Raw genomic sequence first — 13,954 nt, forward strand, 5'->3', positions numbered from 1 at the left:
AGCCGCGCAGTATGCGACTAAACGCAGCCTGTACGACAGACCGGCGACGCAGTTAAGCTGGCACTATCTTGTTGGAGCACTCTGTTGATGCTGACCCTCGGAAATATCTTCGTGCTGATGCTGCTCGCTACCGCTGGCGCGTGGCTGTGGCACAACCATGGCTTGCGCGAGCGCGCGCTGGAGCGGGTCAAGCAGCATTGCAGCAATCTCGGGATCGAGTTGCTGGATGGCAACGTAGCGCTGAAAAAAATTGCATTCATCAAGGATGCCAATGGTCGGCGACGTCTGGCCCGTGTGTATAACTTCGAATTCACGGTGACCGGCGAAACCCGCCATAACGGCACCATCACCCAATTCGGCGCCCACAGCGCGCAGATCGAACTGGCCCCCTACCCGATGCCCTTCGACGACACGCCTCCGGTGGTCGACGTGGTGAAACCGCGCGCAGAAGTGATTGAGCTTAGTCAGTGGCGGCAAGAACACACCAAATGGCGTCCTTAACTCGACCGGCAGTCGGCCAGATCTCTTTGCAGTGAATCAACCTCCTGCGATTCACTGAAAATCAATTCGATACGCGAATCGCGGCGCCATTCGCTGGGCTGCCACGCCAATGCCGAGTTATCCAGTGCATTCGCCGAAACCCAACCATCACTGCTGTGGATAACCAGCTTCGCCCGCCGCCAGGCAAGGCTTTCGAGCCACCGGCCAACGCGCGCTGAATCGAACGTCTGGCTCGGATGCCAGCGCCAGCCGATGCTCCAGCCGTCGTCCTGTTCCTGGCTCAGGCAAATCGGCAACCCGGGATCGGTCCAGACGGCCGGCATCTGCGCCACTCCTTTGGGTGCGATGAAGTTATCCACACCCGCCACAGCCTGCACCTTAAGACCTGGTAACTTTTTCAAAGGGAGGTTGGCCTGCTGCGTCCAATACAAGGGATGTGGTGGCAACTGCGCGACGACTCGCAGCCGGTCACCCTCCTCGAGATTTTCCGATTTGTTCAACAGCAACAACCCAGCGCTGTTCAACGCCTCCTGCTGGGTCACCGGCAACGATTTGCCAGCGGCGAGCGCCTGGGCATCCAGCACCACCACGCAGGGCTGCACCGCCAGCACGCCGACCCACGGCGCCTCATTCAACTGCCTGAGCAATTGTGCCGGGTGGCCGAGCCCTGACGGTTCGATAAACAACCGATCCGGCCGTGCCTTGCGCAGCAAACGCCCGAGGCCGATCTGAAACGGCGCACCATTGACGCAACACAAACAGCCCCCGGCCACTTCACCCAGTGCGATACCATCGGCGTCCCGGGTCAGCAACGCAGCATCGAGGCCGATCTGGCCGAACTCGTTGATCAGCACCGCCCAACGCTCATTCGCCGGCCGCTGCGCCAGCAGGTGCTTGATCAAACTGGTCTTGCCTGCGCCCAATGGGCCGGCAATGACGTGAGTGGGAATGTTCTGCAGCATGGTCGGTGTTTTCTGAGGAGTGAAAGGATGCGGTTGATTGGCTGGACGTTGCTCTTGGCCCTGGTTTGCGGCGAAGCGCTGGCCCAGGCTTGCGTGGTACATAGCACGGCTGAGCGACTGGACGTGCAAGTCTGTCAGCAGAACCGAAACATCCCGGAAAAACTCTTCGCCGATGGCTTCTGTCAGCCGAACCTTCCTGGTCAGAAGGTCGAAGTGCAGTACGTCGACCAATGCCCCGGCGGCGCATTCGGCGTGTGCAGCAATGCTCAAGTCGCCAATATGCCTTACCGGCAGGATATTCACTATTACGGCGTGGCCACCGATGCGGCGTACCTGAAGCCGTTTTGCGAAGGCCAGAGCCAGGGCAACTGGCTCAAGCCTTGATCCGCTAACTCAGCCAATCGAGGGTCAGCATCAAACGACGCTCGCCCGGCGCGAGCTGCGGCGAGCGGTGAATCAGGCCAAAACCTTCGTTGCCGTGCCATTTCTCGCCCTTGAGTAATGCGACGGCGCCGCTGCCGATTTGCTGGATCAGCGAACTGTCCGTGGGTTCGGCTCCGGGCTGGCTCAACTGGCGACGATCCATCGCGCCATCTTTCAGCCACTGACTGCCAACACCGGCATACGTGGTAATCAAACGCACCGGCACATGATCGACATGAAAGCGCGGGCACATGGCTTTATCCAGAACCCGCAAACGCACGCCAATACGCTTGGCACCGAGCAGGCAGGCAAAGGCGCTGACCAGCCAGGAAACGTCGGCGATAAAACCTTCATAGCTTTCGAGATCGCTGAAGCCCGAGGCCAATCCGCGGAGGTTGGGTTCGGTGTCTTCGTTGGCGATTTCCAGCGATAACGACTCGGCCAATGGCTCGTTCAAGGACAGCAGCAGTCTGCCAAAATCGGCGATGTGTACCGGGAGTTGGCGCTGCCAGATGGCGAGGTTCACGCCGTCATCGAGAATTCGGGCGAGGGTTTGCGGCGTCTCGCCCTGAACCTGAGACATGAACGGCCGAAGCTTCAAGGTCGGTGCCAACATCACGCCGCTTCCTCTTCAAACCAGGGACCGAACGGATCAGGCAGCAATCGCCAGCCCTCGACGCCAGATGCCATTTCATCATCGGTCAGCAGGCAATCGTCCAGCTCTGCGGTGAGTAGAGTGAAGTCGATGTTCTGGCCGATGAACACCAGTTCCTGGCGGCAATCACCGGTGGTGGCGGTCCAGTTTTCCATGATCGCGGTAGTGCTTTCTTCGTCCTGCGGCCATTGGGCTTTCGGCACGAATCGCCACCAGCGTCCGGCAAAACCATGGCGCATCAAACCACCCGCCTGGGACCAGCTGCCCGCGTCCATCGGTTTGCTCGCCAGCCAGAAAAATCCTTTGGAGCGCAGCAGTTTGCCGTTCACCCATGGCCGCTCGATAAAGCTGAAGAAGCGCTGCGGGTGGAAGGGCCTGCGTGCTCGGTAGGCCGTGGAGGCGATGCCGTACTCCTCGGTTTCCGGCACGTGCTCGCCGCGCAGTTCCTGCAACCAGCCGGGTGCCTGCGCAGCCTTCTCGAAGTCGAAGCGACCGGTGTTGAGGATTTTCTTCAGGGGAATTTCACCCATGACCATCGGGATGATGTCGGCTTGCGAGTTCAATCGTTCGAGGATCGCGATCAGCTCCTGACGCTCGCGGCTGCTGATCAAGTCGATCTTGCTGATCAGGATCACGTCGGCGAATTCGATCTGCTCGATCAACAAGTCAGTGATCGAGCGCTCGTCCTCCTCGCCGAGGGTTTCGCCACGAGAAGCGAGGCTTTCGGCGGCCTGATAGTCGAGCAGGAAGTTCATGCCGTCGACCACAGTGACCATGGTGTCGAGCCGTGCGATGTCGGCAAGGCTTTGCCCTTCTTCGTCACGGAAAGTGAAGGTTTCCGCCACGGGCAGTGGCTCGGAGATGCCCGTGGATTCAATCAGCAAGTAATCAAAGCGGCCGTCCCTGGCGAGTTTGCTGACTTCTTCGAGCAGGTCTTCACGCAACGTGCAGCAGATGCAGCCGTTACTCATTTCCACGAGTTTTTCTTCGGCGCGGTTCAGAGTGACGTCACGCTGAACTTCGCTGCCATCGATGTTGATCTCGCTCATATCGTTGACGATCACCGCGACTCGCAGGTTTTCGCGGTTACGCAGCACATAGTTGAGCAACGTGCTTTTGCCGGCGCCGAGAAAGCCCGACAGGACGGTCACGGGGAGACGATTGGGCATCAGGAATTCCTCACGGGGATGCCCGGTCACAGTGTCGGGCTTAATTCAATGTTATAGTATAACAATGCGTTCAAGCCACTCTCCTATTGCCCATCATCACAAAGGGCAGGATGCTGGAGCCCGTTCGGTTCGTGAGAAATCCCATGCGCACTGCCCTCAAATTAACGCTGATGAGCGTTTCGCTGCTGCTCGCCGTAGACGCCTGGGCGCAAATCCCGAGCCTGGCAAAATGCACCCGAAGCGCCAACCTGCTGGCCTGCGTGGATGCCGACGGCAACGCCTACAGCGTCAACACCGTCGGCAACACGATCTATTTGCGGGGTTTCGAACGGGCGGGAAAGCGCTACTGGGCGCAGACCAACAGTCGCTACGGACAACTGACGTTTTTCACCGGCATCGCTTCCGACGGTGAAGCCTGGGTCGGCTATAACCGTCGGGTTGGCTGGACCACCCTCAATCGGTTTTCCAGCTCCGGCGGTAGCAGCGCCAAGTTCACCTGCAGCAGGATCACCGGATGCTAGACCTGCTGATATCTGTGCAGGACGAAAGCCGTTCGTGAAAAAGGCGTAGTCGATTTTAATGTAATAACATAACATGCAGATCCGACTTCCACGATGGACCTGCTCATGAATGCGCTGACTCTGCCGGATATCGCCGCGCAGGCCTCACGCCAAGCCCTGCCACTTGAATGGGTGGGCATGTGCGGCATTGCTCTTCCCATTTTCTTCGATGGCCAGCGATTGAGCGCGAAGGCCGACGCTGGCGTGAGCCTCGACGATGGAGGAGCGCGGGGCATTCATATGTCGCGGCTGTACCTGGCGCTGGAAATGCTCGAGCAGGAACACCTGACGCCAGCCCTAATGCGGCGTGTCTTGCAGCGATTTCTCGATACGCATGAGGGTCTGTCCAACAGCGCTCACCTGAACATCCACGCTGATTTACTGCTCAAACGGCCGGCGCTCATCAGTCCATTGTCCGGCTGGAAAAACTATCCGGTTAGCATCGAAGCGCGTTTGAAAAACGCAATGTTCCACGTGGAACTAAAAATCGAAATCCCTTATTCCTCAACCTGTCCTTGTTCAGCCGCACTGTCACGGCAGTTGATTCAACAACAATTCGTCGATGACTTCGCCAACAAGTCACTGCAACACGCTGAAGTTTTGGCTTGGCTCGGCTCCACAAAAGGTATCGTTGCGACGCCTCATAGCCAGCGCAGCAACGCGCATTTAAAGCTGCGTCTCGATGACTATCTGGATGACCTGCCACTGATTGCGCTGATCAACGATGCCGAAGCAGCCCTCGGCACCGCCGTGCAAACCGCCGTAAAGCGCGCCGACGAACAAGCCTTCGCCCTGGCCAATGGGCAAAACCTGATGTTCTGCGAAGACGCTGTTCGACGCTTGAATCTGGCGTTGAAACGCTCTCCCGGCATCAACGCCTTCCACCTGAAAGTCGTCCACGCAGAAAGTCTGCACGCCCACGATGCCGTCGCCGAAAGTCGATGGAACTGGGAGGCCGCATGATTCGCTGCGAGGCTTTGCGCTGGGGAGCGCCCGGACAACCGCTCACGCCGCCGGTGGATTTCGAATTGCCCAAGGGCAGCCTGACCGCCGTAATCGGGGCCAACGGTTCGGGAAAAAGTAGTCTGCTGAAAGTCATCGCCGGCCTGCAAAAACCACTGACCGGTAAAGTGATCCTTGATGTTCCACGCAAAGGTTCGCTCTCATTCCTCCCCCAGCAACAACACCTCGATCGGCAATTCCCGATCAGTCTGCAAGAGTTGGTGGCCGCCGGTTTCTGGGGCAGCAAACAATCACCCGAAGTCCGAAGCCAACGTCTCAAAGCCACGCTGGAAAATTGGTGCCTGACCGGTCTGGAACAGCGCCCACTGATGGCCCTCTCCGGCGGTGAATTGCAGCGTGCCCTGCTCGCTCGTTTAAGCCTCGCTGAAGCCCCCTTGCTGTTACTCGACGAACCCCACGCCGCCCTCGACGAACTCGGTCAGTCACTGCTGTGGAAACACATCCACGCATGGCACGCCCAAGGCCGAACCCTGGTCGTCGTGTGTCACAACCTGGCCGCCGTTCGCCAACATATTCCTCAAACACTGTTGATCAAAAGTAGCGGCTGCGTCCTCGGCCCAAGCGCCGACCTGATTCGCCAACAACCCCAAACGCAGGTGGCCTGATGCTCGCTGCCGCTCAACTTTGGCAACCCTTCCACGAGTTCGTGTTCATGCGCAGGGCACTGCTCGGTGGATTGGTGTTGGCATGCAGCACGGCACCGCTCGGGGTGTTTCTGATCCTGCGGCGCATGAGCCTGATTGGCGATGCAGTCGCACACGGCATCCTGCCCGGCGCGGCGCTTGGCTTCTGGTTCGCCGGACTGAGTCTGCCGGCGCTGACCCTCGGCGGCCTCGGCGCCGGCCTGAGCATGGCCGGGCTCGCCGCGTGGATCACCCGCCGCACCGGGCTGCGAGAAGACGCGAGCCTCGCTGCGATCTACCCGATTTCCCTCGCCAGTGGTGTGCTGATCCTCGGCATTGCCGGCAAACGTCTGGACCTGCTGCACCTGCTCTTTGGTTCGGCGCTGGCGGTCGACGGTCCCACGTTAACCGGCATGGTGTGGGTCTCTGGTTTGAGTCTTGTCGCCATGGCACTCATCTACAAGCCGCTGCTACTGGACACCCTCGACCCACTCTTTTTGCAAACCGTCAGCCGGCTCGGTCCGTTGGCCCACGGCGTGTTTCTGACGCTGGTGGTGCTGAATCTGGTGATCGGTTTTCAGGCCATCGGGGCGCTGATGGTCGTCGGCCTGATGATGTTGCCCGCCGCCGCATCACGCTTCTGGAGCCGTCGCTTGCCTGTGTTGATTGGGATCGCCGCCCTGCTCGGCTGCCTCTCGGTGTGGCTCGGATTATTGCTGTCGTTCTACTACTCACTGCCCAGCGGCCCGGCCATCGTACTGGTGGCTGGCGGTCTGTATCTGCTGTCCGTGGTGCTCGGACCGGTGCACGGTTTGCTGCGCCGCCCGCCTTTGCTCACATCCCAATGAGGTGTTGCCCGATGCGCGCTTTACTCGTGCTGTTCAGTTTGATGCTGTCGATGTCGCTGTCCGCTGCGGAAAAACTGCAGGTGGTCACCAGCTTCAGCATCCTTGCCGACCTGACTCATCAAGTCGGCGGCGAGCATATCCAGATCACCAACATGGTCGGCCCGGACGCCGATGCCCACACGTACGAGCCGACACCGGACGATGCCAAGGCGCTGCTCAAAGCCAGACTGATCATCAAAAACGGCCTGGGTTTCGAGCAATGGCTGGACCGCCTGGTGACCAGCACCGAGACCAAAGCCTCGGTCATCAACGCGAGCCGTGGTGTCATTCCGCGCTCGCTGGATGAAGACGGCGAGACCGTTCCCGATCCTCACGCCTGGCACAATCTGGCGAACACCGAGCTGTACATCAGCAACATCACCAAGGCCCTGATCGCCGCCGACCCGGCGAACCAAACCGACTACGAACGCAACAGCCAGGCCTACCTGAAACAGATCTACGCGCTGCTCGCCGAAGCAAAAGCCAAGCTCGGTTCACTGCCACCGGGCAACCGCAAGATCGTAACGTCCCATGATGCCTTCGGTTATCTCGGTCAGGCCTATGGCATCGACTTCATGGCGCCACAAGGTCTGTCCACCGAACGCGAGCCTTCGGCCGCGGAAGTCGCTGCGCTGATCACCCAGATTCGTCAGGCCAAGGTCAAAGCGGTGTTCATGGAAAACATCAAGGACGCCCGTCTGCTCAAGCAGATCGCCGATGAAAGCGGCGCGCACATTGGTGGCACGCTGTACTCCGATGCCCTCGCCGCCAGCGGTCCGGCCAGCACTTTTGCCGGCCTGTTCGAATACAACCTCAACACGCTATACGAGGCGTTGAGCAAGCCATGATCCGCAAGAACCCTTCAGGCGATTTGCCGCTGATTGCCGAGTCTGCGTACGTCGATAAAACCGCGATCATCTGCGGCAAAGTGGTGATCGGCGAGAACGTTTTCGTCGGCCCCTACGCCGTGATCCGCGCCGATGAAGTGGATGCTTCGGGCGCCATGGAGCCGATCACCATCGGCGCCAATTCGAACATCCAGGATGGCGTGGTGATTCACTCCAAGTCCGGCGCAGCGGTGACCATCGGCGAGTTCAGTTCGATCGCCCACCGCTCCATCGTTCATGGCCCGTGCACGGTCGGCGACCGGGTGTTTATCGGCTTCAACAGTGTGCTGTTCAACTGCGCGGTCGGTGATGGCTGCGTGGTGCGGCACAACTCGGTGGTCGACGGCCGCGACTTGCCCACGGATTTCTACGTGCCCTCCACCACCCGCATCGGGCCCAACACCGACCTGTCGCAGTTCCCGCCGGTCAGCGTCAGCGCCTCGGAATTTTCCGAGGATGTGGCGCGCACCAATGTTGATCTGGTGCGTGGCTACAAAGCCCTGTAAAACGAGTTCTGACTATGAGCAGCGTGCTGATTCGCAATGCCCGGCTGGTGAATGAAGGTCGTGAATTTGACGGTGATCTTCTGGTCAGCCATGGCCGCATCGTCAAGATCGCCCGCAGCATTGAAGGCGAAAATGCGACCGTGGAAATCGATGCTGACGGCCAGTGGCTGTTGCCAGGAATGATCGATGATCAGGTGCACTTCCGCGATCCCGGCTCGCCCGACAAGGGCAGTTTCTACACCGAATCCCGAGCAGCGGTGGCCGGTGGCATCACCAGTTTCATGGACATGCCCAACACCCATCCGGCGACACTGACCCTTGCCACACTCGCCGACAAGAAGCGTCGAGCGGCGATCAATTCGGTGGCCAACTACGGCTTCCATTTCGGCGTGAGCAACGACAATCTCGACACCGTCGCCGCACTCAATCCTTGCGAAGTGGCCGGCGTAAAAGTGTTCATGGGTGCATCCACGGGCAACATGCTGGTGGACGATCCGAGGGTTCTCGAGCGGCTGTTCGCCGAGGTGCCGACGATTCTGTTGGCCCACTGCGAACACACGCCCAGCATCGACGCCAACGCTACGAATCTGCGAGCGCTGTTGGGCGAACACATTTGCGCCGCGGCGCATCCTGTAATCCGCAATGCCGAGGCCTGCTTTCGCTCGTCCTCAATGGCGGTGGAACTGGCCAAGCGTCACTGCACACGACTTCACGTTTTGCACCTGACCACCGCACGCGAACTGGCATTGTTCGAAGACAAACCGCTGTCGCAGAAACACATCAGCGCCGAAGTCTGCCTGCACCACTTGCTCTTCGATGATCGTGATTACGCGGACCTCGGCAACCAGATCAAATGCAACCCGGCAATCAAGACTCAGGCTGACCGCGACGCCTTGCGTAACGCCTTGCTGAGCCATCGACTGGACGTCATCGGCAGCGATCATGCGCCGCACACCTGGGCCGAAAAGCAACGCGCCTACAGCCAGGCACCGTCCGGTCTGCCGCTGGTCCAGCACGCCCTCCCCGCGCTGCTGGAGTTGGTGGCAGACGGGCTGTTGCCAATCACTGTGCTTGTGGCCAAGACCAGTCACCGTGTCGCTGATCTGTTTGCTATTCCCGACCGTGGCTATTTGCGCGAAGGTTACTGGGCAGACCTGGTGCTGATCAAACCCGAGCCTGACGGCGTTGCCGTCTCTCAGCAGCCGATTCTGTCTCAATGCGGCTGGACGCCCTTTGCCCGACGACGCTTTCGCCACAGCGTCAACACCACGCTGGTGTCCGGACAAGTCGCATGGCGAGACAAATGTCTTAATGACAACTGTCAGGGTTTACCACTACGGTTTATGCGCTAGCACTCGAGAGCACCAACATGATTCACATCACCCTGAGCGATGGTTCATTGCGTGAATACGACCAACCGTTGTCGGTGTACGAACTCGCCGCGAGTATCGGTCCCGGGCTGGCCAAAGCGGCTGTCGCGGGAAGGGTTGACGGCGTTTTGGTGGATTGTGAATTCATGCTCGAAGCCGATGCCCGGGTCAACATCGTCACGCCGCAAGAGCCCGACGGGCTGGAGATTCTTCGCCGGTCCTGCGCGTTGGTGTTGGCGATGGCCGTGAAACAGCTTTATCCAAAAGCGCATTTGCAGACAGGCTCGGCGTTGGGTGATGGCTTCTTCCTTGAATTCGAGTTTGAGCGTCATTTAAACCTGGTCGACCTTGCCACCATTGAAGCGCGCATGAAGACACTGGCGGCTACCAATCATTCGATCCGCCGCCGCAAGACGCCTACGCCAACAGAGCAGTTATCCTCCTACCTTCTGGGGGGGTTCGAGTGTGTCTCGTCGGGTCCGCATGTTCCCGCCACCCGAGTATTGCAGGCCTTCGCGCTCGAACACATCAGCGGCACATCACCACAACGGATCTATGGCACCTGCTGGTCCTGCCAGGAGGAACTGGACAACTGGCGGGCACCGCCGCACGTGATGATCGTCAGCATGGATGATCGTCAGGCAGAGTACGCACAGTCGGTGACTGAAGCGTTGCGCCGAAGCGGTGTACGCGCTCGCGCCGATCTGCGTAACGAGAAAATCCGCCACAAGATTCGCGAGCACAGTCAGCAAGTGCCGTATCTGGTGGTGATCGGGGAGAAAGAAAAAGAAGGCGGATTTGTCAGTGTGCGCAGTCGTACCGGGGAGGATTTTGGCAGGATGGCGGTTGATGCGGTTTGCAATTGGCTGAGGTCAATAGGGATTGCGGGGGTTTGAAGTGACGCCTTCGCGAGCAAGCTTCGCTCCTACAGGGACGATATAAATCCTGTAGGAGCGAGGCTTGCCCGCGAAGCTTTTATGCTCTTGGCTTAACAGTCCCGCAATCCTGCCCCAACCAGACAGCGCGAGTATCAAGGCTACCCTTCTGCTGAATGCCCGTAGCGTTGAACGTGCCATTCACCTTGGTGGTGAACTCACGATCACTCAAGAAAGTAGCCACACCCGCGCCCTGCGCTTTCGGGCAGCTGAAGCGGAATTTCCACTGGTTGCCGGTGCGCTCGGTGATTTCCTGCTTGCAGCCCGACTGCGGATCCGTCAGCGGGATGTTGTCGCTCTTAACCTGCTCCGGCGTCAGGCAAGCGCGAATGCCCTTGCCGCCCATCGTGATGCCCTGCTTCTCCAGCTGCGCCCGCTGTTCAGGGGTCATCTGACTTTGTATCTGGCCTAGGATCAATTGCAGATCCGGCAGGTTCTGGTCATCGACCTTCATGTTGCTCGAGGTCAATTCCCACAAGCCCGGCTGCAGCATCTGCGCCTGAGCGGCCACAGGAAGAGCCAAACCAAAAGCCACGGCCAAACCCAGCAGACGAACGTTCATCGTGTAACTCCTGATCATTAGTGGCCGTTAGACGTCAGCCACAGGCTTCGGTTCATGGGCCAATTAAATAGCGACATTCTGCACGGAACATGGTCTGTTAAGCACTGAATCTTCAGGAGCAAGGCTGCCCCATGGATTATTTTGGACCGCATGTTTTCGGTTATCTGATCGCACTGTTGCACTCGTTAGGGCTGATCGCCGCCATCCATGCCGTATTGACCGTTCGGACCGCCCAGGGCTCGATCGCCTGGGCCCTGTCGTTGCTGTTCATTCCCTACCTCACGCTTATCCCGTATCTGGTCTTCGGCCGCAGCACCTTCGATGGTTATATCAAGGCGCGGCGACAGGCCAACGAGGAAATGCGCAAGGCCATCTCCGAGTTGAACTGGCGGCCCTGGGTCGAAGAGGCCCTGACGGCACGCGCTTCCAACGCTTACGCTTCATTAAGGGCAATGCCGAAGCTGGGACGCATGCCGTGTCTGGCGAACAATGAGGTCCGCCTGCTGATCAACGGCCCGGCCACTTTCGAGGCGATTTTCGAAGCCATCAGCCACGCCAAGGAAGCCGTGCTGATCCAGTTCTTTATCATCCACGACGATCGCCTCGGCCAGCGCCTGCAAACCCTGCTGTTGAAAAAAGCCGCGGAAGGCGTCGCCGTTTATCTGTTGTACGACCGCATCGGCAGCCACTCCCTGCCCCACAGTTACGTGCAGCCGTTGCGCGAGGCGGGTGTCGAGGTCAAAGCGTTCGCGACGCGCAGCGGCTGGCTCAATCGCTTCCAGGTCAACTTTCGCAACCACCGCAAGATCGTCGTGGTCGACGGTGTGCTCGGCTTCGTCGGCGGACATAACGTTGGCGACGAGTACATGGGCGAGAAACCACCTCTGGCGCCGTGGCGCGATACCCACGTTCGCGTGCGCGGGCCGGTGGTGGCCTGCATGCAGGAGTCTTTCGCCGAAGACTGGTTCTGGGCGGCGCGGTCGTTGCCGCCGTTGATACTGCCGGACGTTTATCCCGACGACGGCGTACTCTGCCAATTGCTCGCCAGCGGCCCAGCCGATTCCTACGAAACCTGTTCACTATTCTTTGTCGAAGCCATCCACGCGGCGACGGAACGGGTGTGGATCACCAGCCCCTATTTCATCCCTGACGAAGCAGTGTTCGCGGCGTTACGACTGGCGGTGCTGCGAGGTGTCGATGTGCGAATTCTGCTGCCGTCCCGGCCCGACCACCGGATTGTCTACGCCGCCTCCAGCCTGTACGCCTTCGAAGCCGTACGTGCCGGCGTACGGATGTTCCGCTACGAACCCGGTTTCTTGCATCAGAAAGTGGTGTTGATCGACAGCGAAATCAGCGCCATCGGCAGCGCCAACCTGGACAACCGTTCGTTCCGGCTGAATTTCGAAGTGATGTTGCTGACGGTCGACAGTGTGTTTGCCGGCGAAGTGGAACAGATGCTCAACGACGATTTTGCGCAGGCCCATGAAGTCGCCAAAGAAGAAAGCCGGGAAATGCACCGTCTGCAACAGGTCGGCATGCGGATCGCCCGGCTCATTTCTCCGATACTTTAAGGGGTGTAGATGTCGTCGCGGGTCCATGGCAGTTCATGGCTACCATCGGGGTGCGCTTTCACCGCGAGGATCTGGTGCAGGTTGATCCAGCCCTTGGCGAACGCATAAGCGCATCCCGCCAGGTACAGCCGCCAGATACGCAGTGCCTGCTCAGGCACGAGCTTGCCGGCGGCTTCCAGATTGTCTTCCAAATGTTCACTCCAGTGGTCCAGAGTGCGCGCGTAATGCAGGCGCAGACTCTCGACATCGACGATCTCCAGACCCGCTTCGCTGATCTCGGCAGAAATCATCGACAGGTGCGGTAGCTCACCATTGGGGAACACATACTTCCCGATGAAATCCCCGGCACCGCGCCCCACCGGACGGCCATCGGTGTGCTTGGCGGTGATCCCGTGGTTCATCACCAGACCACCCTCTTTCACCGCGCCGAACAACGTTTTGCAGTACTCCGAAAGGTTCTCGTGCCCCACATGTTCGAACATGCCGACGCTGACCACTTTATCGAAGCGCCCATCCTGAGGCAGATCGCGGTAGTCCAGCAGTTGCAGCTCGACCAGATCGTCGAGGCCTTCGGCCGTTACCCGTTCACGGGCCAGGGCCAGTTGCTCTTTGCTCAGCGTGATCCCGAACACTTTCGCGCCGAACTCACGCGCCGCATAGCGCGCCAAACCGCCCCAACCGCAACCGACATCCAGCAGATACTCGCCAGGTTGCAGTCGTAACTTACGACACAAGTGGCGGAATTTGGCTTGCTGGGCCTGTTCCAGCGTCTCGCTTCCGGTCTCGAAATAGGCGCATGAATACGCCATGTCACTGTCGAGCCACAGCTGATAAAACGCATTGGACAAGTCGTAATGATAGGAAATTGCGCTGGCGTCAGTTTCCTTATCGTGGGTGGTGCGCACGGGCTGACTGTCCATGTCCCCCAGCAACGCATGGCTCCATTCATCGCAAACGCGGATCACGTCGCTGATGGAGCCTTCGAGCTCGAGTTTGCCCTCGACAAACGCCGCTCCGAGCGCGTCCAGGCTTGGATGAGTGAACTGGGTAACCATTTGTGGGTCCTTGACCACAATCGTGACGCTGGGCGTCGGCCCCAGATTGAATTCATGGCCGTCCCAGAGTCGCAGGCGTAACGGTAGCTGCAGATTCTGTAAGGCCGGTGGAAGTTGCGCGAGCATGGAATATCCCCCTTGTTTCAGACGTCTGATGTGAGGTTAGACCATCCTTGAAAAATAGCAGGCTATCGATTTAATAGCCCTTTTCTATGACCCGCAGCGTTTAAACCAACCCGTCACAATTCACAGAAGTGATTGCCCT

16 protein-coding genes are annotated in these 13,954 nt (G+C 59.2%); 11 read left to right on the forward strand and 5 right to left on the reverse strand.

What is annotated here, in order from left to right; all coding sequences use genetic code 11:
- Nucleotides 1-87: 87 nt before the first annotated feature.
- Entirely contained in the window at nt 88-501 is a 414-nt protein-coding gene (locus KJF94_RS26320; RefSeq protein ID WP_017341595.1) for a DUF3301 domain-containing protein, read from the forward strand.
- Here KJF94_RS26320 and KJF94_RS26325 read toward each other — a convergent pair.
- Entirely contained in the window at nt 498-1,463 is a 966-nt protein-coding gene (locus KJF94_RS26325) for a CobW family GTP-binding protein (protein WP_214379951.1), read from the reverse strand. The two genes, KJF94_RS26320 and KJF94_RS26325, sit on opposite strands and share 4 nt — an antisense overlap.
- Before the next feature lie 27 nt (nt 1,464-1,490).
- Between KJF94_RS26325 and KJF94_RS26330 the strand changes: the two genes are divergently transcribed.
- The gene (locus KJF94_RS26330) at nt 1,491-1,847 is read left to right on the forward strand and encodes an NADH:ubiquinone oxidoreductase (RefSeq protein ID WP_214379953.1); all 357 of its coding nucleotides are present in this window, start codon (nt 1,491-1,493) and stop codon (nt 1,845-1,847) included.
- A 4-nt stretch (nt 1,848-1,851) separates the two neighbouring features.
- Here KJF94_RS26330 and KJF94_RS26335 read toward each other — a convergent pair whose 3' ends face one another.
- Together KJF94_RS26335 and zigA are read right to left on the reverse strand one after the other, a co-directional pair.
- Entirely contained in the window at nt 1,852-2,502 is a 651-nt protein-coding gene (locus KJF94_RS26335; protein ID WP_214379955.1) for a DUF1826 domain-containing protein, read from the reverse strand.
- On the reverse strand, nt 2,502-3,710 hold the full coding sequence (zigA, locus tag KJF94_RS26340; protein ID WP_214379957.1) for a zinc metallochaperone GTPase ZigA: 1,209 nt from the start codon (nt 3,708-3,710) through the stop codon (nt 2,502-2,504). The genes KJF94_RS26335 and zigA overlap by 1 nt, the downstream gene beginning before the upstream one ends.
- Nucleotides 3,711-3,853: 143 nt before the next feature.
- Here zigA and KJF94_RS26345 point away from each other — a divergent pair, with 143 nt between their 5' ends.
- The 8 genes from KJF94_RS26345 (at nt 3,854) to KJF94_RS26380 (ending at nt 10,462) form a co-directional block, all read left to right on the forward strand.
- Entirely contained in the window at nt 3,854-4,231 is a 378-nt protein-coding gene (locus KJF94_RS26345) for a glutamine synthetase (protein ID WP_214379959.1), read from the forward strand.
- 105 nt (nt 4,232-4,336) lie between these two features.
- Nucleotides 4,337-5,233, forward strand: coding sequence for a GTP cyclohydrolase FolE2 (folE2, locus tag KJF94_RS26350; RefSeq protein ID WP_214379962.1), 897 nt, complete (start codon nt 4,337-4,339; stop codon nt 5,231-5,233).
- Complete coding sequence (locus tag KJF94_RS26355; protein WP_214379963.1) at nt 5,230-5,898, forward strand: metal ABC transporter ATP-binding protein; 669 nt, start codon at nt 5,230-5,232, stop codon at nt 5,896-5,898. Before folE2 ends, KJF94_RS26355 begins: the two co-directional genes overlap by 4 nt.
- Nucleotides 5,898-6,764: a metal ABC transporter permease gene (locus KJF94_RS26360; protein ID WP_214379964.1), complete on the forward strand. Its 867-nt coding sequence runs from the start codon at nt 5,898-5,900 to the stop codon at nt 6,762-6,764. Before KJF94_RS26355 ends, KJF94_RS26360 begins: the two co-directional genes overlap by 1 nt.
- Nucleotides 6,765-6,775: 11 nt before the next feature.
- Nucleotides 6,776-7,651 (forward strand): metal ABC transporter substrate-binding protein, encoded by an 876-nt coding sequence (locus KJF94_RS26365; protein WP_214379965.1) that lies wholly within the window; start codon nt 6,776-6,778, stop codon nt 7,649-7,651.
- Nucleotides 7,648-8,196 carry a gamma carbonic anhydrase family protein gene (locus KJF94_RS26370; RefSeq protein ID WP_214379966.1) on the forward strand — a complete coding sequence of 183 codons (549 nt, stop codon included), beginning with the start codon at nt 7,648-7,650 and terminating at the stop codon, nt 8,194-8,196. The genes KJF94_RS26365 and KJF94_RS26370 overlap by 4 nt, the downstream gene beginning before the upstream one ends.
- Before the next feature lie 14 nt (nt 8,197-8,210).
- Nucleotides 8,211-9,548, forward strand: coding sequence for a dihydroorotase (locus tag KJF94_RS26375; protein ID WP_214379967.1), 1,338 nt, complete (start codon nt 8,211-8,213; stop codon nt 9,546-9,548).
- A 17-nt stretch (nt 9,549-9,565) separates the two neighbouring features.
- Nucleotides 9,566-10,462, forward strand: a complete 897-nt coding sequence (locus KJF94_RS26380; protein WP_214379968.1) for a His/Gly/Thr/Pro-type tRNA ligase C-terminal domain-containing protein — start codon at nt 9,566-9,568, stop codon at nt 10,460-10,462.
- A gap of 79 nt (nt 10,463-10,541) precedes the next feature.
- On the opposite strand, the gene KJF94_RS26385 is transcribed toward KJF94_RS26380, so the two are convergent.
- Nucleotides 10,542-11,063 (reverse strand): DUF3617 domain-containing protein, encoded by a 522-nt coding sequence (locus tag KJF94_RS26385; protein ID WP_150711425.1) that lies wholly within the window; start codon nt 11,061-11,063, stop codon nt 10,542-10,544.
- 131 nt (nt 11,064-11,194) lie between these two features.
- Between KJF94_RS26385 and cls the strand changes: the two genes are divergently transcribed.
- Nucleotides 11,195-12,634, forward strand: coding sequence for a cardiolipin synthase (cls, locus tag KJF94_RS26390; RefSeq protein WP_214379969.1), 1,440 nt, complete (start codon nt 11,195-11,197; stop codon nt 12,632-12,634).
- On the opposite strand, the gene cfaB is transcribed toward cls, so the two are convergent.
- Nucleotides 12,631-13,815: a C17 cyclopropane fatty acid synthase CfaB gene (gene cfaB, locus KJF94_RS26395; protein ID WP_214379970.1), complete on the reverse strand. Its 1,185-nt coding sequence runs from the start codon at nt 13,813-13,815 to the stop codon at nt 12,631-12,633. The genes cls and cfaB overlap by 4 nt on opposite strands.
- Between the last annotated feature and the right edge of the window lie 139 nt (nt 13,816-13,954).

Origin of the sequence: Pseudomonas hormoni, from assembly GCF_018502625.1 — a bacterium.
GTDB classification, from domain to species: Bacteria; Pseudomonadota; Gammaproteobacteria; order Pseudomonadales; family Pseudomonadaceae; genus Aquipseudomonas; species Aquipseudomonas hormoni.

Bases quoted from the DNA above. Each gene is read 5' to 3' on its own strand.
- KJF94_RS26320 (WP_017341595.1), top strand. From the start codon at position 88: ATGCTGACCCTCGGAAATATCTTCGTGCTGATGCTGCTCGCTACCGCT.
- KJF94_RS26325 (WP_214379951.1), bottom strand. From the start codon at position 1,463: ATGCTGCAGAACATTCCCACTCACGTCATTGCCGGCCCATTGGGCGCA.
- KJF94_RS26330 (WP_214379953.1), top strand. From the start codon at position 1,491: ATGCGGTTGATTGGCTGGACGTTGCTCTTGGCCCTGGTTTGCGGCGAA.
- KJF94_RS26335 (WP_214379955.1), bottom strand. From the start codon at position 2,502: ATGTTGGCACCGACCTTGAAGCTTCGGCCGTTCATGTCTCAGGTTCAG.
- zigA (WP_214379957.1), bottom strand. From the start codon at position 3,710: ATGCCCAATCGTCTCCCCGTGACCGTCCTGTCGGGCTTTCTCGGCGCC.
- KJF94_RS26345 (WP_214379959.1), top strand. From the start codon at position 3,854: ATGCGCACTGCCCTCAAATTAACGCTGATGAGCGTTTCGCTGCTGCTC.
- folE2 (WP_214379962.1), top strand. From the start codon at position 4,337: ATGAATGCGCTGACTCTGCCGGATATCGCCGCGCAGGCCTCACGCCAA.
- KJF94_RS26355 (WP_214379963.1), top strand. From the start codon at position 5,230: ATGATTCGCTGCGAGGCTTTGCGCTGGGGAGCGCCCGGACAACCGCTC.
- KJF94_RS26360 (WP_214379964.1), top strand. From the start codon at position 5,898: ATGCTCGCTGCCGCTCAACTTTGGCAACCCTTCCACGAGTTCGTGTTC.
- KJF94_RS26365 (WP_214379965.1), top strand. From the start codon at position 6,776: ATGCGCGCTTTACTCGTGCTGTTCAGTTTGATGCTGTCGATGTCGCTG.
- KJF94_RS26370 (WP_214379966.1), top strand. From the start codon at position 7,648: ATGATCCGCAAGAACCCTTCAGGCGATTTGCCGCTGATTGCCGAGTCT.
- KJF94_RS26375 (WP_214379967.1), top strand. From the start codon at position 8,211: ATGAGCAGCGTGCTGATTCGCAATGCCCGGCTGGTGAATGAAGGTCGT.
- KJF94_RS26380 (WP_214379968.1), top strand. From the start codon at position 9,566: ATGATTCACATCACCCTGAGCGATGGTTCATTGCGTGAATACGACCAA.
- KJF94_RS26385 (WP_150711425.1), bottom strand. From the start codon at position 11,063: ATGAACGTTCGTCTGCTGGGTTTGGCCGTGGCTTTTGGTTTGGCTCTT.
- cls (WP_214379969.1), top strand. From the start codon at position 11,195: ATGGATTATTTTGGACCGCATGTTTTCGGTTATCTGATCGCACTGTTG.
- cfaB (WP_214379970.1), bottom strand. From the start codon at position 13,815: ATGCTCGCGCAACTTCCACCGGCCTTACAGAATCTGCAGCTACCGTTA.